At 49.3% G+C, this 18682-nt stretch carries 15 protein-coding genes; 2 read left to right on the forward strand and 13 right to left on the reverse strand.

The window, feature by feature from the left end; translation table 11 throughout:
- Positions 1-24: 24 nt before the first annotated feature.
- From MELB17_RS17840 to MELB17_RS17895, 12 genes are all read right to left on the reverse strand, one after another.
- Positions 25-1677 (reverse strand): thiamine pyrophosphate-dependent enzyme, encoded by a 1653-nt coding sequence (locus MELB17_RS17840; protein WP_198136515.1) that lies wholly within the window; start codon positions 1675-1677, stop codon positions 25-27.
- Positions 1678-1732: 55 nt separating this feature from the next.
- Positions 1733-2077 carry a RidA family protein gene (locus MELB17_RS17845; RefSeq protein WP_007351726.1) on the reverse strand — a complete coding sequence of 115 codons (345 nt, stop codon included), beginning with the start codon at positions 2075-2077 and terminating at the stop codon, positions 1733-1735.
- Between the two features lie 26 nt (positions 2078-2103).
- Positions 2104-3354 carry an NAD(P)/FAD-dependent oxidoreductase gene (locus MELB17_RS17850; protein WP_007351727.1) on the reverse strand — a complete coding sequence of 417 codons (1251 nt, stop codon included), beginning with the start codon at positions 3352-3354 and terminating at the stop codon, positions 2104-2106.
- A 182-nt stretch (positions 3355-3536) separates the two neighbouring features.
- Positions 3537-4571: a histone deacetylase family protein gene (locus MELB17_RS17855; protein WP_007351728.1), complete on the reverse strand. Its 1035-nt coding sequence runs from the start codon at positions 4569-4571 to the stop codon at positions 3537-3539.
- 617 nt (positions 4572-5188) lie between these two features.
- On the reverse strand, positions 5189-8194 hold the full coding sequence (locus tag MELB17_RS17860) for an FAD-binding and (Fe-S)-binding domain-containing protein (protein ID WP_007351729.1): 3006 nt from the start codon (positions 8192-8194) through the stop codon (positions 5189-5191).
- A gap of 37 nt (positions 8195-8231) precedes the next feature.
- The gene (locus MELB17_RS17865; protein ID WP_007351730.1) at positions 8232-9440 is read right to left on the reverse strand and encodes a pyridoxal-phosphate-dependent aminotransferase family protein; all 1209 of its coding nucleotides are present in this window, start codon (positions 9438-9440) and stop codon (positions 8232-8234) included.
- 91 nt (positions 9441-9531) lie between these two features.
- Positions 9532-10719 carry a CaiB/BaiF CoA transferase family protein gene (locus MELB17_RS17870; protein WP_007351731.1) on the reverse strand — a complete coding sequence of 396 codons (1188 nt, stop codon included), beginning with the start codon at positions 10717-10719 and terminating at the stop codon, positions 9532-9534.
- A 39-nt stretch (positions 10720-10758) separates the two neighbouring features.
- The gene (locus MELB17_RS17875) at positions 10759-11553 is read right to left on the reverse strand and encodes an enoyl-CoA hydratase/isomerase family protein (protein ID WP_007351732.1); all 795 of its coding nucleotides are present in this window, start codon (positions 11551-11553) and stop codon (positions 10759-10761) included.
- Between the two features lie 19 nt (positions 11554-11572).
- Positions 11573-12859, reverse strand: a complete 1287-nt coding sequence (locus tag MELB17_RS17880) for a TRAP transporter large permease (protein ID WP_007351733.1) — start codon at positions 12857-12859, stop codon at positions 11573-11575.
- Positions 12860-12890: 31 nt separating this feature from the next.
- Positions 12891-13439, reverse strand: coding sequence for a TRAP transporter small permease (locus MELB17_RS17885; RefSeq protein ID WP_007351734.1), 549 nt, complete (start codon positions 13437-13439; stop codon positions 12891-12893).
- A gap of 97 nt (positions 13440-13536) precedes the next feature.
- Positions 13537-14514: a TRAP transporter substrate-binding protein gene (locus MELB17_RS17890; RefSeq protein ID WP_007351735.1), complete on the reverse strand. Its 978-nt coding sequence runs from the start codon at positions 14512-14514 to the stop codon at positions 13537-13539.
- 459 nt (positions 14515-14973) lie between these two features.
- On the reverse strand, positions 14974-15435 hold the full coding sequence (locus MELB17_RS17895) for a GlcG/HbpS family heme-binding protein (protein WP_007351736.1): 462 nt from the start codon (positions 15433-15435) through the stop codon (positions 14974-14976).
- 276 nt (positions 15436-15711) lie between these two features.
- Between MELB17_RS17895 and MELB17_RS17900 the strand changes: the two genes are divergently transcribed.
- Positions 15712-16368: a GntR family transcriptional regulator gene (locus MELB17_RS17900; RefSeq protein WP_007351737.1), complete on the forward strand. Its 657-nt coding sequence runs from the start codon at positions 15712-15714 to the stop codon at positions 16366-16368.
- Between the two features lie 57 nt (positions 16369-16425).
- Here MELB17_RS17900 and MELB17_RS17905 read toward each other — a convergent pair whose 3' ends face one another.
- Positions 16426-17190: an IclR family transcriptional regulator gene (locus MELB17_RS17905; protein WP_007351738.1), complete on the reverse strand. Its 765-nt coding sequence runs from the start codon at positions 17188-17190 to the stop codon at positions 16426-16428.
- Positions 17191-17485: 295 nt separating this feature from the next.
- Here MELB17_RS17905 and bhcA point away from each other — a divergent pair, with 295 nt between their 5' ends.
- The gene (bhcA, locus tag MELB17_RS17910) at positions 17486-18655 is read left to right on the forward strand and encodes an L-aspartate--glyoxylate aminotransferase BhcA (RefSeq protein WP_007351739.1); all 1170 of its coding nucleotides are present in this window, start codon (positions 17486-17488) and stop codon (positions 18653-18655) included.
- The last annotated feature ends 27 nt before the right edge of the window (positions 18656-18682 follow it).

The following is an 18682-nucleotide window of genomic DNA, read 5'->3' on the forward strand; positions in this document are numbered from 1 at the left end:
TAGGTGACTGATAGCGCCATAATCTTATGGCACTAACTTGCCAGGATCGGTAATCACATGTAGTAGTACGCTCTTTCGCTCTTTTGTGACAACTTGCATCGCTTCGGCCACACTCATCTTGATATCTCTATCATTATCAACTCGTATGCCATGTGCACCAAAAGCATTGGCTAACGCAGCAAAATCAGGATTGTGTAGCTGCGTACCAGACACCCGATCAGGATAATTTGCTTCTTGGTGTTGACGTATAGTGCCGAACTGTTGATTGTCCATCAAAATTATTAGAACAGGCGCCTGATAACGGATTGATGTGGATAACTCCGCTTCATTCATCATAAATTCGCCATCGCCAGTGACTACTACAGATAGGCGTTCTGGTGACTCTAGTGCTGCAACGATACCTGCCGGCAAACTATAACCCATGGCGCCATTTCTGGTGCTTAGCTGGCTTGGAAAGGTGTGAGTAGGGAGATAGCGCTGCGCCCATAAACAATGGTTACCAGCGCCAAAACTATACACGGCGTCTGCAGGCAATAGCGCTGTTATCTCCCTGATCACTTGCGTCATACCCGCGTATGATTGCCCAGCGCCAACACTTTCACTTTCTTTCTTTGATAGATCACAATCTTTTCTTTGCTGTTGATGACAATGTTTAAACCAAGCGTTACGAGACTCTGAACTTGGCAACGATGCTCTGCTTATCGCTTTGATAAAGCTGATAGGACTGGCGACAATATGCTCAGTGACTGAGCCGCTGTGCCCCCGCAAACTAGTATCTAAATTGACGATATAATTTGGCTTTTCAAAGGACTGTCGTAAACGATAACCATCACTAGCAACGTCACCCAAAACTGTTCCTATTGTCAGCAGGACGTCAGCAGCTTCAATTAATGCAGCACATTCGTCCGAACGCCCATAGCCCAGATACCCAGCATTTGCGGGAGAATCAAAAGCAACTCGGTCCGAAGCGCGCCAATCATGAATCACGGGTAAGTGATTAGCTTCTGCAAACTGCGTTAATTGTTTAGAAGCTTCCGATGTCCAATTTTGGCCACCTGCAAAAACCAGCGGCTTCGCAGCGTTTGATAGGGCATCAAGTATGATATTGAGCCTGTCGTCGGCAACACCTCCTTCGGCAACGGGTATGACGGGATGCAGTTGTCCATGGAACTCCTGCCGGATGATATCTTCAGGCAATCCTACAACAACAGGGCCAGGCCTGCCTTCTAGCGCAGCGTGAAAGGCTTTAGCCACAATCTCGGACGCTCTGGAGACCTCGTCCAATATCAAGACACGCTTGCATTGGCTAGAGAACCATTGGTTAAGGTCAAACTCTTGGAAAGACTCTCGATTTCTATCGGAAACGGGAATCAGACCAACAAACAAAATCAGAGGCACACCGTCTTGCCACGCGGTATGGACACCGGTATAGGCTTGCGCAGCGCCCGGCCCACGCGTAACCATGGCAATACCCGGAGTACCTGTAAACTTACCGTGTGCGTCTGCCATGTACGTACACGCCGCTTCATGACGACACACCACCGTCTGAATATCGGCATTGTAAAGACCATCTAATACCGATAAATAGCTCTCGCCTGGGACCACATAGGCGCGACGAACGCCATGTAATTGAAGGCTATCTACGATCGCTTGACCACCATGAATTGTAGTATTCACTGTTGTTACCTTCTCCAAATGCGAGTTATGGTTTTTTGCCGATATTTTTCAGCTACTACTCAGCGGCGATTACGGTAATTTCCACCAATAAATCGGGGTGCGCCAAGGTGGACTCTCCGCACGCTCGAGCTGGGGGCAAGGTGTCTTCAAACCATTGATCCCATACCTTATTCATCGCCGTGAAATCATTCATGCTTTTCAGCCATACCGTTGCTGATAGCATTTTTGATTTATCACTGCCCACTTCTTCCAGCAAATTTTTGGCTTTATTCAAGCACGTTAAGGTTTGAGCAGATACATCTTCATCGACAGCCCCAACTTGACCCGATAAGTAAATTGTCTGATTATGAATAACAATTTGGCTCATACGTTCATTACTATTTAGTTTCAACATAGTCATTTTTCCCAGTTGTTTCAAAATTTTAATTACCGCTTAGAAAAGCGTTGAGCGTTAAAAGGTTCAACATTAACCGTTAAGGGTTTATTATGTATTAACTCCTCGATGATACGCCCTGTAATCGGTCCTAACGTAAATCCTTGATGACCATGCCCGAAGGCAAACCACAAATTGTTGTGTTTCCCGGAAGCTCCGATAACCGGCTTCATGTCGGGCATACAAGGTCGAGACCCGCACCATGGGTCATTCTCTACTTTATCATTCAATGGCAGAATATTTTTAGCAATATCCAATACAGCTTGCAGTTGTCCAAAATCTTTTCTCGCATCCATTACGGTAATTTCTGCGCCGGTGGTAATACGAACACCCTGCTGCATCGGCCCCATCACAAATCCTTTGTCCATATCTATCAAACTGTGATTGATAGAATTTTTCTCAGTAGTTTCAAAGTGCTGGTGATAACCACGCATTGGAAATAAGGGTAGATTATATCCCAAGGGCTTTATCAGTTGGCTAGACCAAGGACCGGCAGCAACAACTAAATGATCACTATAAAAAATCTCATCATCGGTTACCACTTGCCAACCATTGCCGTCCGGCAGAATTTTTTTAACGCTACACTTACCTATCGTACCGTGCATATCTTGATAGCTCTTGGCATACGCATTCACCAACGCACCTGGATTTGAGACTTGCCAAGAATTTAACCAATGAATCGCACCGATAAACCCTTCAAAATTTCCGTTAGGTTCTAGCTCCTTCAATTCTGCAGGGGAAAGGACTTTATGCTCAACCGCTTGTTCACGCGCTTTTTTAGCGACTGCAACGGCAGTCTTAAATTTATCTTCAGTTCGATGCATTTCGATCCAACCGTCACGTCTGATCAAATCCTCAACCTCGGCAGTCGTGATCATTTTCTGATGCTCACTTGTACAATGCTCAATTAGAGTCTGCCACTCTTTTTCTATTTTTTGGACCGAGAATGGTGCAGAAAATCGCCAGTACTGTAGTAGCGCGTGTTGATAACGTAGAACGGCAGGCCAGCGATAACGAATATCAGTCTTTTTATTCGGTAGTATTTTTATCAGTTCAATCAGCTGTCTAGGAAAAGGATGAACATGAATCGCTTCTCGCTGAATCAACCCTGCATTACCATATGACGTTTCTAATCCCGGTGATTTCTTGTCTAACAGCAGAACCTGAGAATTGTTCTTTTGTAGATGCCAGGCAATAGACGTTCCAACCATACCAGCACCAATCACGATGACTTTATATCGCATATCATCTCCTCTTCACAACAGGTATATAAAATACTATGTTTCTTTCAACATAAGAAAGATTTTATTAACGCCCGATTTTCCGCTGACCGGTAAGTTGATGAAGGCAGCTTAAACTAAGCAATTATCTTAACGAACTATTTGTGTAGAAAATTTTACTTACAGTTTCTGACTGGTTATTAATTTTAATTTTTTGAAATAAGTCCAGATAAAAATGCTTGTAGGTTTTCATTTAGCTTTTCTATACAGTAACCGCCTTCTACTAAGACAATCACTGGCTTATTCAGTGCCTTCAGCTTTTTTGCTAGCGTTTTGAAACCCTGTGTACTGACATGACATTTAGCTTGTGGATCGTCTTTATAGACATCGAACCCTAACACATGGACAATAACATCTGGATTAAACAGCTTTACAATTTCGATTGATTTGTCCACATAATTAAAAAATCCAGTTTCATCTGTACCATGTGGCATAGGAAAGTTAATATTATAACCGTAGCCCTCCCCATACCCTCTTTCGTGCTCGTGACCTGCGACCACGGGATAAAAATTAATAGGGTTGCCATGCACCGAGGTATATAGCACATCTTTACGGTCATAAAATATTTCTTGAATACCCTGACCATGATGCATGTCGGTATCTATAATGGCGATTTTTTGAAATTTCTGGCGCAGGTGCTCAGCGATAATTGCTGCGTTATTTAGATAACAAAAACCACCTGCTGCGCTTTTTCTAGCGTGATGCCCTGCGGGCCTCGTCAGGCATATTTGAATATCATTTTGATGCGTCTCATCATTTAATAACGAATCAGCGGCATTGAGTGCCGTTTGAGCGGACCAATAAATAGAGGTCCATGAATGCTTGCCAATTGGGGCGCTACCATCAGCTTGATACTTAGCCGCTTTTGCCAAAATACCAAGCCCAGAATTGTTGTTCGGCACATAGACTGTGGTTTGAACCTCTTCTCCCATCTTCTCACCCGAAGCCATCCATTCTTCATAGCCATGCTTTAAAAAATTAACATAGTCGAAGTCATGTACTACTAAAATTGGTTCGATCCCTATTTCCTTGGCAGTCGTTACTTCTAACCCCATCATCTGTGGAGCTTTTAATAGCTCAGTCAATCTCTCGGGTGTTTCTTGCGGTTGACGCATTTTCCCTCGAGAAAAATAGCTTTTGGGATGATGAAGCTTTTGCTTTTCGTGACTGTATATTTTCATCTTCTTCGTTCCATTGTTTCTGTCAAAATCTATTTTCTAATTTTTAATACAAGTTTTTCTTACTTACAAAAACTCTAATAACAGCTTTAAAGTTACATCATTTATATTACAATATTATATTATTCACTAGAGCTATTTTAATTAGAAAATATTTTGAAATTTTATATAAGCATTATCCGCTAAATATATGGCACTGAATATCGGTAGTCAAACGATATAAAATTATATCGGATATAAGTGTAGCTAATATATTGAGAGTGACAGCTTTAGAAGAGACATGTAATGCTAAATGCGTGGTATCGATATTTTTAATTTCAAAACTGCGTAGTTTGGCATAAAACCGCTCATTACCAGTTGTAAATCGTCGGCTTCTCGGCTTTGGCTTGACCAGGGCCAAAATGTAGATCACCAATAGTCCTGTCAGCGCCGGAATAGTATTAGCCCATTAACGTCGACTCAAAATTGACCGACCTGAGTCAACATAGCCGCCTCGCGCAATAATCAGGGCGGCGGCCGATGTTGACTCAAGAGACATGTTCTTTTGGTCATACACGTTCTCCAGTCTCAGGGTATTATTCCTTCACTGAGCTGGTCACATCCATTCAACCACTTCACGCTCAGGCTAATGCACTTTCCAGCACCTTTGCGACATGCAAGGCGGTTTTATTGGCACCATCGTGAATTTGATGTCGACAGCTGGTGCCATCGGCAACCACAAGATCATCGGCCTCCGCCTTACGAACCGCAGGGAGAAGTGAAAGCTCGGCCATCTGCATCGAAGCCTCGTAGTGTTCACGTTCGTATCCAAAGCTGCCGGCCATTCCACAGCATGAGGTTTCGATGTTTTTTACCTCTAGTTCCGGTATCCAGCGAAGCACCTGCTCGACTGGCCGGAGAGCATCAAATGCTTTCTGATGACAGTGGCCGTGTAGAAGGATTCTGGATGTTTCGAGGGCTTTTAAATCGAGCTTTAGACGACCAGCATCATGTTCTTTGACCAAAAACTCCTCAAACAGGAAGGACGCCTTCGACAAAGCCACGGCCTGCTCACCGTAGCCATACTGCAAGAACTCATCGCGCAGGGTTAGCAGGCAGGATGGCTCCAGCCCGACAATACTGATACCCCGTTCAACGAACGGCATCAGGTACTCGAGTGTGCGCTTCGCTTCGGCCTTGGCCTTGTCTACCTGGCCTGAGGCAAGATAAGTTCGGCCACAGCACAACGGTCTCTCGCTCGGAGCTTTGTTGAAGTGCACGTGGTAGCCGGCGGCAGTAAGAACCCGTTGAGCCGCTTCTGCGTTAGAAGGCTCAAGGTAGTTATTGAAGGTGTCGACAAACAGCAACACTTCTTTTTCACATACTGCGTTACCCGGCTTCGCGGCAGCGCCGGCCAGATAGTTACCGCAAAAGTTCGGCAAAGCGCGCTGTTCTGCCAAGCCTAAGGTGCGCTTAATCCAGTCTGACAAAAAAGGCACCCGTTCAACTGCAGCAATTACGCTTGAAAAATGCCTGGCGTATGCGGCGTAACGAGGCATTTCAGCCACAAATCGATCTCGAAGTGAAATTCCGTGTTTTTTTGACCAGGCCGAACGTGCCTCAATTTTCATCTTGGCCATGTCTACACCGGTTGGGCAATCACGTTTGCAGCCCTTACAGGACACACACAGATCCAGTGCCTCTTTGACATCGTTGCCGGCAAGGCCGTCTGACCCTAATTGCCCAGACAACGCCAGCCGTAATGTATTGGCTCGCCCTCGTGTCAGGTGTTGCTCTTCCCGGGTAATGCGAAAACTGGGGCACATGGTGCCGGCGTCGAATTTTCGGCAATGGCCGTTGTTGTTGCACATCTCAACGGCTTTGATCAGCCCGGATGTCGGATCGCCCCCACTGCCCGGCGCACTTTGTTCGCCGGTTAACGGATCGCGAAGTACATCCCAACCTGACCAGTCGAGCGCTGGCGCTATTGGTATACCCTTATACCCTTTATTAAACCGGAAGTAGTCTGGATCATCCATTCGCGGGGTATCGACTATTTTGCCGGGGTTCAGCAAATTCTCAGGATCGAAAAGCTGCTTAATCTCCTTGAACGCCGCATTGAGCTGTGGCCCAAACTGCCACGCCACCCACTCTCCGCGACAGATGCCATCGCCATGCTCGCCGGAAAAAGCACCTTTGTATTCGCGAACCAGCGCTGACGCTTCTTCGGCGATCGCACGCATTTTTTGCGCTCCGTCACGACGCATATCCAGAATCGGTCGAACATGCAAAGTGCCAACACTGGCGTGGGCATACCAGGTTCCTTCCGTGCCATGCTTATGAAATACTTCGGTGAGTTTATTGGTATATTCCGCAAGGCTTTCAAGCGGTACTGCGCAGTCCTCAATAAACGAAACAGGCTTACCGTCACCTTTCATGCTCATCATGATGTTCAGGCCCGCCTTACGCACGTTCCACAAGGCGGCCTGTTCGGCAGCGCCTGTCATGCTGACGACACAATCGGGTAAACCCAGGTCCCCCATCAGTTCACTAAGTTTTCCCAGATCGCCTCGCAGTTTCTGCGCATCTTCCCCCGAGAATTCAACCAGCAGAATGGCCTTGGGTTTGCCGATTAACGCTTTCTCGATCACTGGCCGAAACGCTGCATTTTCAATCGCAAGGTCTATCATGGTGCGATCCACCAGCTCTACTGCTGATGGTTTGAGAGTAACGATGTGCTGGGTCAGGTCCATGGCCTGATAGAACTGAACGAAGTTAACCACGGCCAGCACTTTGTGAACCGGTAGCGGTGCAAGCTGAAGCTTGATTCTCTGTGTAAGCCCCAGAGTTCCTTCAGAACCGACTAACAGGTGAGCGAGATTAACCTGGCCGTCCAGGTTATAAGGGCGCGAATTCTGGCAGTTGAAGATATCAAGATTATAACCACCCACGCGACGCAGAACCTTGGGAAATCTTTCCATTATGTTGGCGTTTTCCCGCTCTGCAATGTGCTGTACGTGATAGGCTATTGCGCGAATTCTTTCATTGTCAGGTAGGTTGCTGGTTAAACCAAAATGGCCTTGCGAACCATCCGCAAGTAAGGCGTCGATACCCAGAACATTGTGAACCATGTTGCCGTACTTGATGGACCTTGAGCCACAGGAGTTATTGCCCGCCATACCACCAATGGTGCATTGGGCGGCCGTTGATACATCAACCGGGAACCAAAGCCCATAAGGCTTGAGCCAGCGGTTTAGGTCATCAAGAACCAGCCCGGGTTCAACGACCACTGTCTGTTTCTCTTCGTCAAACTCGACAATCTGATTTAACCAGCGGCTGGTATCCAGAATGATCGCCTCGCCAACAGTCTGGCCGCACTGGCTGGTGCCCGCCCCGCGCGCAAGTACCGGAACTTTTGCATCCCGTGCTATATCAACAGCTAGTTGCAAGTCCGCCTGATTGCGGGGTATCACGACGCCAACCGGCATAATCTGGTAGATGGAAGCGTCCGTGGAGTAGCGTCCACGTGAGGCGTCGTCAAAAAGCACATCACCCGCAAGTTCACGTGTCAAACGAGCGGCGACGTCAGACATCGGTTTTACTCGCGCATTTTGCGATTGTATCTTAGGCTCTGAAAACGCGTTCATCGTTTACTCCTGATCTATGCCGTTATAAACACCGCTATTAATTGACGTGGTGAGGCGGATTCTGGGAGAAGTACTCCAGCGCTGCCAAAACGCCGCTACCCTTGAGGTTCACGCCAGACAACTTCAGACCAGCCTCACAGCCACCTAACGCGGCGATCAAAGTCAGATCATTGCAGTCGCCGAGGTGTCCTATTCGGAACATCTTGCCTTTCGACTTGCCCAGCCCCATGCCCAGCGAAAGATCGAAGCGCTCGTAAATCAGACGCCGAACCGCATCCGCATCCACGCCCTCGGGCATCACGACACCCGTCAGAACCGGGGAGTAGACATCTGGCTCCTGACACTGAACTTCCAGCCCCCAGGCTTCAACGGCCTTACGCACACCGACACCCCAACGCTGGTGGCGTGCAAGCACCTGTTCCAGGCCTTCCTCAAGCAACATATCCAACGCTTCATTCAGGCCGTAAAGCAAGTTCGTGTTGGGCGTATAAGGCCAATAACCGTTTTTGTTGGCCTCAAGAATCTCATCCCATGCCCAGAAGCTTTTTGGCAAATTTGAGGTTTTGCTGGCAGCGATGGCGTTATCCGACAAGGCGTTAAAACTGATACCTGGCGGCAGCATCAAACCTTTCTGGGAACCGGAAATAGTTACGTCCACTCCCCACGCATCGTGTTGATAGTCCGCGCACGCCAGGCCTGAAATCGTATCGACCAATAACAGTGCTGGATGGCCGGCGGCATTGATGGCGCGGCGTACTGCAGGGATATTGCTTGTTACACCGGTTGAGGTTTCATTGTGAACCACACACACCGCCTTGATGGTGTGGCCTGTATCTTTTCTGAGGCGCTCTTCAATCATGTCGGCCTGCACGCCTGCACGCCAACCCTCATATCCGGGCAGCCCCAAGAATTCCGGCTGCAGCCCAAGCCGACGCGCCATTTTTTCCCACAGTGTTGCGAAGTGACCAGTTTCGAACATCAGCACATGGTCACCGGCAGACATAGTGTTAATGAGGGCGGCCTCCCAGGCTCCGGTTCCGGATGCCGGGTAAATAATGACGGGCTGGGTCGTTTTAAAGATAGTCTGAATTTTTTTTAGCAGTTCCAGACCTAGTGCGCCAAACTCAGGCCCGCGATGATCAATAGTCGGGAGGCTCATGGCGCGCAGAATACGGTCCGGTACCGGAGACGGCCCGGGTATTTGAAGGAAGTGCCGGCCTGATGGATGAAAATCAAGTTTCAACATAGGAAATACTCCGCGAGTTTATGGTGCCTATAAATTCTGAATTTTGAATTCACATATGAACCGCATTATGGGTAAATATCGAAGTAATGAACTACTTGATACATCCCTCCTGGCGGAGATTACTAACCTCCTCTGCGCTCAAACCAGCGCCATACAAGATTTCATCGGTGTGTTGCGCAAAGAGGGGCGCCGGGTAACGAATCTGTGAGGGTGTACGGGAAAATTTGCTGGGAAAACCGATCGTTTTCATCTTGCCGATCACCGGGTGGTCGATTTCCTCGACCATGCCTCTGGCGAGAAAATGCTCATCCTGCACGGCCTGGGCGAAATTGTTGATCGGTCCGGCGGGCACGCCTGCAATGTCGCATCGATCCAGCCAATGCGCCGTTTCACGAAGGGACAGGATTTCTTCCAGAACACGTTCGAGTTGCTCAACATTGCGCCCACGGTCGCTATTGGTTAAAAACCGCTCATCAGCAATCAAATCGTCCCGCGCGATGACATCCTGGCAGAAGCGCTCCCAGGTTCGCTGGTTAGCGCAGCCCAGCATCATGTAGCCATCCTGCGTTTTGACGGCTTGATAAGGGGCTGATACGCGATGACGCCAGCCGGTGGCTTCCGGCACGGTGCCTTCGGAGAAGTACGCCGCCGCCTCCCAACTGAACCAGGGCAGGCCACATTCGGTGATGGCTATATCAATCTGTTGACCTTCACCGGTATTCATTTTGTGTATGCACGCCGCCAAAATCGAATAGACCGCGGTGATGCCTGCGCCGATATCGTAAACGGCAATGCCGGTTTTTACCGGTCGTCGACCTGGCTCGCCCGTCATCGACATCAAACCGCTCATGCCCTGGGCCACCAGATCAAAACCCCCTTTATTGCTGTACGGACCCGTTTGACCATAGCCTGAAATAGAGCAGTAAATTATGCCGGGGTTGATCATTTTGATGGTCTCATAATCGATCCCCAGAGATTTCGTCACTCCAGGCCGATAGTTCTCGACAATGACATCTGCGTCTTTGGCGAGCCGATAAAATATCTCCCTCGCGCGTTCATCCTTGAGGTTTAAGGAAATGCTTTTCTTGTTTCGGTTGATCTGGCAGAAACAAGTAGATTCGTCATTAACGTAGGGCCCCATTTGTCGGCTGTCATCGCCACCATTGGCTTTTTCCACCTTAATGACTTCAGCCCCCATGTCACCCAGTACCATGGTGCAATAGGGCCCGGCCATGATTTGCGAGACATCCAGAACTTTTATGTTTTTCAAGGGAAGCATGTGTTTTCTCCGTGTTGGAAAAGCTGTTCAGTAAGCAAGCTATTTTCCGGTCCATTCAAACGGTGTTTTGGTGACGAACTTATTGACCGCTGCTTTGAAGTCGGCACTGGCATAGCAGGTTCTCACCCAGTCATCGCTGACATCCGCAGCCGTCCGTCTGTGTGCCAGCACGCGGTTGATAATTTCTTTGGCAGCGAGCACCGTCAACGGCGCTCGTTGACTGAAGGCCTGTGCCTTTTTGTCGACCTCATCTCTAATGACATTGGCTTCAAAAACCTCGCTGACCAATCCAATGGAGGCGGCTTCCGGTGCCTCGATCAGCTTTGCCGCCATCAGAATCTCCTTGGTTCTAGGGATGCCAACGATGTCCATCAGGCGCGACACGTTGGTAACTGACAGACAATTGCCCAGGGTTTTGGCAATCGGCACCCCAAACTTCAGCGAGGGCGTGCAATAGCGAAAGTCGCAAGCGAGCGCAATAGCTGCTCCACCGCCGACACAAAAACCTTCAAGCAGCGCGATGGTCGGCGTTTTCATGGTTTCCAGGCTATGGAGCACACTGTCGATACGGCGTTCATAAGCAATGCCCTGATCTCCGTGTTCAAAATCAGCAAATTGCTTGATGTCCGTTCCGGCCACGAATGCTTCACCACCATAGCCATAAAAAACGACAGCGCTTACTTCAGCTTGCTCATCGATTTCTTCACAAATGCGCTCGAGTGAGTCATACATACTCCAGGTCATTGCATTGCGGTTTTCTGGGCGATTGAAGCCGACCCAAGCCACCCCTTGACTTACCTTGCAGTCGACACTGCCTTGGCTAGGTTTGTTCATTTCATATCCCCTTCAGCTATCAGGTGCCATAAACCAGGTTCACCAATGACAATGCAAAGGCTGGAACATAGGTATTTATGATGAGAATCGCGAACAGCACACCCAGAAACCAGAGGTTGGTGCGCGAAGTCGCCCAGATGTCAGATTTTGCAATGGAGCACGAAGCAATCAGTACACTCGCCACAGGGGGTGTTTGTTGGCCTATGGCCAGGTTCAATGTAACGATCAAACCAAAGTGAACCGGGTCAATACCCACCGCGAGAATCAGCGGAAGAACGATTGGAACCACCAGGATGATGGCGGCTGCAGAGTGCAGGAATATGCCCAGAATCAGGAAGATGACATTGAGCAACGCTAAGATGATGTACTTGTTGTCGGTCATGTCACTGATGGAGTTGGCAAGCTGTTGTGGGAGTTGAGTCTCGGTGAGATAAAGCCCCACGACAGCAGAGCTCGCCACCAGAAGCATAACCACAGCCGTTTGAACGCCCGCATCGAGACAGGATTTGTAGAAGATACGCAGGTTGAATTCGCGGTAAACAACTGTGCTAATGAAGATGGCAACAACAACGGCCAGTGCAGCACCCTCTGTCGCGGTTACGATCCCGCCAAATATACCACCCAGAATAATGACCGGAATCAATAGCGCCCAAATGGCACCCTTGAACGCTTCCCAGAGCTTTTTGACCCTGAACTCGCCCTCCGAAGGAAATTTATTCTTTTTCGCCAGGTAGTAACACATGGCGGCTAAGCCCAGGGCTCCCAATATCCCGGGCAAAATGCCGGCGACAAACATTTTGACCACAGAAACACCGGACATTACGGCGTAAAGAATCATGGGAATGGATGGCGGCAGTATGATCGCGAGGCTCGCCGCCGAGGACGAAATAGCCGCTGAGAACTCCTTCGAATAGCCCTTCTTTTTCATCGCCGGAATCATAATACTGCCGATAGCAGAAACCCCTGCGACAGCTGACCCCGAAATTTCTGCAAAAAATATCGAAGCGCCTATGGTAACCATAGACAGCCCGCCCTTTATAAAACCAAGCATTGCCGACGCAAGATCAATCAACCGCCGCGAGATACTGGAGGCGTTCATAATGGCACCCGCTAATATAAAGAGCGGAATCGCAATGAGCGGGAACTTCGTCGCACCATCAAACATTACCATCGCGACATTGGGCAATGCCGCGATGCCGTAACTACTGACAGTCGCAACAGCACCAACGATACCTAGCGATATCGCTACAGGCACGTTGATCAGAATCAGGCATATCAGACCAACAAACATGAAAAAAAGGATCATCTTATTATTCTCCTGGGCTCGCTCAAGGCTACTATTTAGTAGTTATTGAAGCCTTGTCGTAGGTGAGACCCGCTTCTTCCAGTTCATGGTCTATGAACCCATCACCTTTGGCGCTGGAGATCACTTCTGGCAGATGTAAGAGCTCGGCGATAATAAAGAGGACAGCCCCAATAGGAATTGCAGATTGTGTTAGCTGCACGGACACACTGGTCAAACTGATCAGCGTCGACCCCTCAAGAATCAGGACAACTTGTGTACCGGTATAGGCGAGTAAAACAAAGAAACCGATGGTGATCGCCTCAGCGACTAACGCAATAGGCAAGCGGATTGAGGGGGGGAAATAGTTGACAACGGTCGGGCAACCAATATGAGCACCCTTGGCTGCGGCAAGTGCGGCGCCATAGTAAGTCAGCCAGGCCAAACCCACAGAGGCGACTTCGTCGTACCAACTGAACGGTGAACCAACAAGCCTCGAGAGAAAACCTACGGTAACAACCGATGCCAGAGCAATCATTATGGCAACGACAATAACTTCAAGAAACTTGAAGTAGGCGTTTTTAAAAATTGTAAGTGAATTCATTTATATTCCCCGAAACACGAGAGCCGGTTAGTACCTACGTGCAAAACATGATCCGCGCAGTGATCGCGAACCATGCACAGCAGGAAGGAATCGTCCTTTATTGCTTGCGGAGCTGACTAACCTTATCCAGCATTTCCTGACCGCCTTCTACTTCATCAGCGAACTTTTTATAGATCGCGTCTGAGCCGGCAACAAACGCTTTCTGATCTGCTTTGTTCACCTGCATCCCTTCAGATTTCATTTTTTCGACCAAGCTATTATCAAGCATTTCGCCTTGTTCAAGTGCAAAGGCTTCCACTTCTTGAGCTGTCTCAATCAGCACATTTCTGACATCTTCAGGCAGTCGGCTCCAGCGCGCGCCAGCCAATACATAGGCAGGTGTGTAGACGTGATTGGTTATTGACAGGTAATCCTGAACCTCGTGGAATCGTTGGGAGTAAATTTGGACCAGAGGATTCTCCTGGCCGTCCATCGCGCCTGTCTGCAACGCAACGAAGGCTTCGGAAAGTGCCATTGGGGCAGGACTCGCGCCATAGCTTTTAAACATCTCAACACGCCACACCCCGTTGGGGGTCCTTAGCTTAATGCCATCCAGATCCGCAGGCACAACGATAGGCCGGACATTGTTGGTTATTTGCCGGAAGCCGTTCTCCCAAACACCAATAACTCTGTAGCCTTTGTCTTCTGCAGCCTGGTAAAGCACGTCCCGCACAAGTTCATCCCGCACGCGCTTCATGTGATCTCTGTCTTCAATCAAATAGGGCATTTCGAAAAGAGAAAATTCAGGTGCGACACTGCTCATGACCGACGAGGGCAAAGCCAGATCTAGTGTGCCCAATTTCAGTTTATTGAGCATCTGGGAGTCACTGCCTAACTGGCTGGAGCCAAAAGGTATGACCTCGGCCTTACCTTCCAGCTTTTCATTGGCAATTCTTGCGAATTCGTTGACTGATTTTTCGAATAGAGATCCCGGGCCCCCTACATGACCAAACTTGATCTGGGTCTCTGCTGCCTGCGCGGCTTGTACACCTAGCGCAAACACGGAAGCGAGCAATGCTGTCTTCAAGATTTTCATACTAGTCTCCGATATTTCATTGTTTTTATTTGCAAGCAAAACCGTCGATAGTTAAATCTCTCCAAAATGACCGTGTTGCCGTTTCATACCACCTTCAAAGATGATCGGTGAGCCTGACCCGTCGATTTCTGCACCAAAATCCATTGTTCCGGTAAAACGTTCGAATCAATCACACTTCGAATATGAATTCATAATTCATAATTCTGTATTAGACTTTAGTCTAATTATGACGCAGGGCCAGTGCCGACAGGCTCCGGTGCATAGAAGAGATTAGATAATTCAGCTAAATGACGGGGCTGGACACTCAGACAGAGCTGGGTGAAGGATAGAATAGATGCATCGGTAAGCATTGGGTGCAAAAAAACTGGGCACACTTTAGCTCCAGTCCTCTTGCTGAAAATGGACAGAATGAACGCGGCCACGTTTCGCTTTAAAAACGAACCATAGCCGCCCTCAGTCTCAGTCGGGAGCGGTTCCTGCCTTAAAACCTGCAGCTTCAATGCCGGCCATCGCTACGTGCTCATCCTCATCTGAAGAAGCACCGCTAATCCCCACTGCTCCGATAACTTCATCGTTTGGGTCAAGAATCAACACACCGCCCGCTACCGGTACGAACTGACCGTCCGCAGCAGCCGCAACTGACGCTAAAAAAGCTGGCCGTTGCTCATTGCGCTCCCCCACCGTTCGGCTGGAAGCACCATTCCCCAAAGCAGCGAACGCCTTGCCCCTTGAGACAGGAAGACGCAGCGGTGCACAGCCATCTTCCCGTTCGGCGGCAATCATGTTGCCGCCCCCATCCATAACAAATGCCGTCAGCGGATCCATATCCCGGGCTCGTGCCATAGCAAATGCACCGTCTACGATTTGGCGCGCCTGCGCCCGTGAAATTTTTACGCTGGATCGAAAAACTTTACCTGCCATATAATTCTCCTAAATCATTCAAGGTTAGCAAATCCACATAAAAGTTCCCGGTCGCGGGGGATGGCCCAGCACTTACGTTCCCAGAACATACAGAACGGATGGAGTACCATCACCGCAAGAGGGCATTTAAGGCCTTTGAGCCTTGCAAAGCGACGCGCTGTACCTTATTTTGAATTCTGAATGCAGCGCACCGTTTAGTTACAGGATTCCATCCTGAGATACAACTGCCACACGAAAATTGCCGGCAGCTCACTACTTGTCTTAAGAAAAGGTCACATGGAAAAGATACAACATAGAGTTCTTTATCAAGAAGCTGCCGACAGAATCAGAGAGTTGATCGAACTCGGCACACTGGCGCCTGGAGAGAAAATTTCCGAAAAAGGGCTCTGCGAAAAGTTCGGCATCTCCAGAACGCCCCTCCGCGAAGCGTTGAAAGTTCTGAAATCCGAAGGTCTGATTGAAATGCTGCCGAATCGCGGTGCCCGGGTAACCCGCTTAACCGCGAAGGACGTCGAGCACACCTACGACATCATGGGCGCCCTGGAAGGGTTGTCCGGTGAAACGGCCTGCCAATACATCAGTAATGCTGAAGTCGCTCATATTCAGGCGCTTCACAATAAAATGGTCGAGCATTTTCATCGTGGTGAACTCAAAGAGTACTTCCGCGCCAACCAGCAAATTCATGAATGCATCATGCTGGCGTCAAAGAATGATGTACTTCTGGAAATGTATAACAACCTTAGCCAACGTATTAAACGAATCCGCTATTCCGCGCAGATGACCGACGCTTACTGGCACAAAGCAGTGAACGACCATGAACACATGATTGAGGCTCTTCAGGATCGCGATGGGAAACGTCTTGGCAACATTCTCCGGAGTCACTTAGGTCATAAGCTGGAGGCCGCCAATCTGACCGGAATGATAACCGACTAATCCAGAGCAACTCGCCCAGCCACCTCGCCTCTGAACCGTCGCTGACACACCAGGGCGTTAACCGGGCCGATACCCTAAATGCCGGGAAATCTCCTCACCGGCTTTCTTCAATTCACCGATCCATTCATTTTTTCTCCGCTCGATCGGCGCAGAAATGGACAGCCCCGCGCTCACATTTCCGGACTTTTCGAAAAGCAGGACGCCAATACAACCCACGCCAATCTCAGCTTCTTCGTTATCCAGTGAGTAGCCCTGTCGAATGCTGGTCATACAAGCGTCCTCAAGCTTACTCAGTGAGGACAGTGTATTGCGTGTATAAGCAGGCAGATTGGTTCGCCGGGCGTAACTCTCAATCTCATCCTCTCCCGCAAGGCCCAGCATGAGCTTGCCCACAGCGGTAACATGCAAGGGTGCGCGACTACCTACGATCTGGTTTACATGCATCATGCGATTCGGAGTCACCTTTTCAAAATAGATCACCACATCACCCTCCCGAATCGTGAGATTGATGGTTTCACCCAATCGGTCACACAATTCCCGCATGTAAGGAAGCGAGACCCCCCGCAGGTCAATATCCGAATGCAGACGATTGCTCAATTGCAGCAATTTCTGGCCCAGACGGTAACCCCCGTTGGAATCTCGCTCAACAAAACGATTGCTGATCAATGACTGAAGAATTCGATACGCCGTGGAAGGTGCAAGCCCAGTCTCGGCGCCCAGCGTTTTCAGTTTGACCGGCTTGGAATAACGCCCAATCGCATCCATTAGCAGCGCGGCCCGGTCAATGACTTGGATCCGGGATTCAGTTTTGACGTCAGTCATCAGGAACTCCGAGTGTAACGGTCAGGTGAGATCAGAGGTACGACTACTAAATATTCTATTATACGGATACTACTTTCCACAATGTAGAAATTATAATAATGCCAGCCCTAAATATTTACCTTATATAAACCAGATACTTGAAATTTCAGTCGGTATTTATCCTTAAAATTCCACATTGTGGAATTATTTCATATTGCGCAAACAAACCCAGGAATCTAGAGTGAAGACATGAAGTGGAGGAGGCAGTCCGGTGACGGGGCTTCTGGTAATCGCAATAACGGAGAGAGAACTCCCTATGTCTGACCAAAACCCAATCTTTATTCCGGGCCCCACGAATATCCCTGACCGATTGCGCTTCGCGATGAACGTGCAGAGCAGCGACCACCGCTCGCCGGGCTTCGTGGAAACACTCTCCCCGCTGCTGCAGGATTGCAAAAAGGTTTTCAACACCCAATCTGGCGAAGTCATCCTATTCCCCGCCAGCGGCACCGGTGGCTGGGAAGCGGCTATCTGCAACACCCTGTCACCTGGAGATAAGGTATTAATCGCCCGCTACGGAATGTTCTCCCGTCGCTGGATTGAGATGTGTCAGCGTCACGGGCTGGACGTTCAGATCATTGAATGCCCGTGGGGCAGCGGCGCTCCGGCGAATGAGTTTAAGCGGGCTTTAAGCGCCGACACTCAACACAAGATCAAGGCGGTTCTGGTTGTCCACAACGAGACTGCAACCGGCGTAACAAGCGATATTGATGCTGTTCGTCAAGCCATGGACAGCTGCTTTCACCCTGCCTTGCTATTGGTTGACTGCGTCAGCTCCCTGGCCTCAATGCCGTTCGAGATGGACAACTGGGGTGTTGATATCGCCGTGTCGGGCTCTCAAAAAGGCTTCATGCTGATAACCGGCATGGCCATACTCGCGGTCAGCCAAAAAGCACTGGTCGCAATGGAAACCGCCAAGCTGTCATGTGCTTTCTTCGATTTTCGCGCCATGATGACGGCCAATGCCCAAGGCGGCTTTCCCTACACTCCACCCTTGCAGCTGATCTACGGTCTGAAAGAAAGCCTGAAAATGCTGTTTGAAGAAGGGTTAGACAATGTTTACGCCCGTCACTTCCGGCTGGCCGAAGGTGTTCGGCAGGCGGCACATGCTTGGGGCATGGCCCTGTGTGCGCAGTCTCCCGATCTGTATTCCAATACCGTTACCGCCATTTATGTGCCCGAAGGGCTCAACAGCAACGAGCTGACCGACCACACGTTTGCAAAGTACGGCGTTTCCTTCGGCATTGGCCTTGGCGAAATGCACGGCAAAGCCTTCCGTATCGGCCACTTGGGTTCGTTGACAGACAGCATGGTGCTATCAGGGCTGGCAACCATTGAGATGGCCATGGCGGATCTCGACTACCCCATTGAACTGGGCACGGGCGTCCGCGCCGCCCAAAACCATTTTCGCGCCACCATCGCGTAACCGGCAGACGCAGACTGACGAGGTGAA

The sequence above is a fragment of the Marinobacter sp. ELB17 genome (assembly GCF_000169375.1).
In the GTDB taxonomy this organism is placed as follows: Bacteria; Pseudomonadota; Gammaproteobacteria; order Pseudomonadales; family Oleiphilaceae; genus Marinobacter.

What these genes read in the sequence shown, in the direction of transcription:
- MELB17_RS17905 (WP_007351738.1), bottom strand. Translation starts at nt 17,190, where the DNA reads ATGACTGACGTCAAAACTGAATCCCGGATCCAAGTCATTGACCGGGCC.
- MELB17_RS17870 (WP_007351731.1), bottom strand. Translation starts at nt 10,719, where the DNA reads ATGCTTCCCTTGAAAAACATAAAAGTTCTGGATGTCTCGCAAATCATG.
- MELB17_RS17860 (WP_007351729.1), bottom strand. Translation starts at nt 8,194, where the DNA reads ATGAACGCGTTTTCAGAGCCTAAGATACAATCGCAAAATGCGCGAGTA.
- MELB17_RS17890 (WP_007351735.1), bottom strand. Translation starts at nt 14,514, where the DNA reads ATGAAAATCTTGAAGACAGCATTGCTCGCTTCCGTGTTTGCGCTAGGT.
- MELB17_RS17885 (WP_007351734.1), bottom strand. Translation starts at nt 13,439, where the DNA reads ATGAATTCACTTACAATTTTTAAAAACGCCTACTTCAAGTTTCTTGAA.
- MELB17_RS17845 (WP_007351726.1), bottom strand. Translation starts at nt 2,077, where the DNA reads ATGACTATGTTGAAACTAAATAGTAATGAACGTATGAGCCAAATTGTT.
- MELB17_RS17880 (WP_007351733.1), bottom strand. Translation starts at nt 12,859, where the DNA reads ATGATCCTTTTTTTCATGTTTGTTGGTCTGATATGCCTGATTCTGATC.
- MELB17_RS17900 (WP_007351737.1), top strand. Translation starts at nt 15,712, where the DNA reads ATGGAAAAGATACAACATAGAGTTCTTTATCAAGAAGCTGCCGACAGA.
- MELB17_RS17875 (WP_007351732.1), bottom strand. Translation starts at nt 11,553, where the DNA reads ATGAACAAACCTAGCCAAGGCAGTGTCGACTGCAAGGTAAGTCAAGGG.
- bhcA (WP_007351739.1), top strand. Translation starts at nt 17,486, where the DNA reads ATGTCTGACCAAAACCCAATCTTTATTCCGGGCCCCACGAATATCCCT.
- MELB17_RS17850 (WP_007351727.1), bottom strand. Translation starts at nt 3,354, where the DNA reads ATGCGATATAAAGTCATCGTGATTGGTGCTGGTATGGTTGGAACGTCT.
- MELB17_RS17895 (WP_007351736.1), bottom strand. Translation starts at nt 15,435, where the DNA reads ATGGCAGGTAAAGTTTTTCGATCCAGCGTAAAAATTTCACGGGCGCAG.
- MELB17_RS17855 (WP_007351728.1), bottom strand. Translation starts at nt 4,571, where the DNA reads ATGAAAATATACAGTCACGAAAAGCAAAAGCTTCATCATCCCAAAAGC.
- MELB17_RS17865 (WP_007351730.1), bottom strand. Translation starts at nt 9,440, where the DNA reads ATGTTGAAACTTGATTTTCATCCATCAGGCCGGCACTTCCTTCAAATA.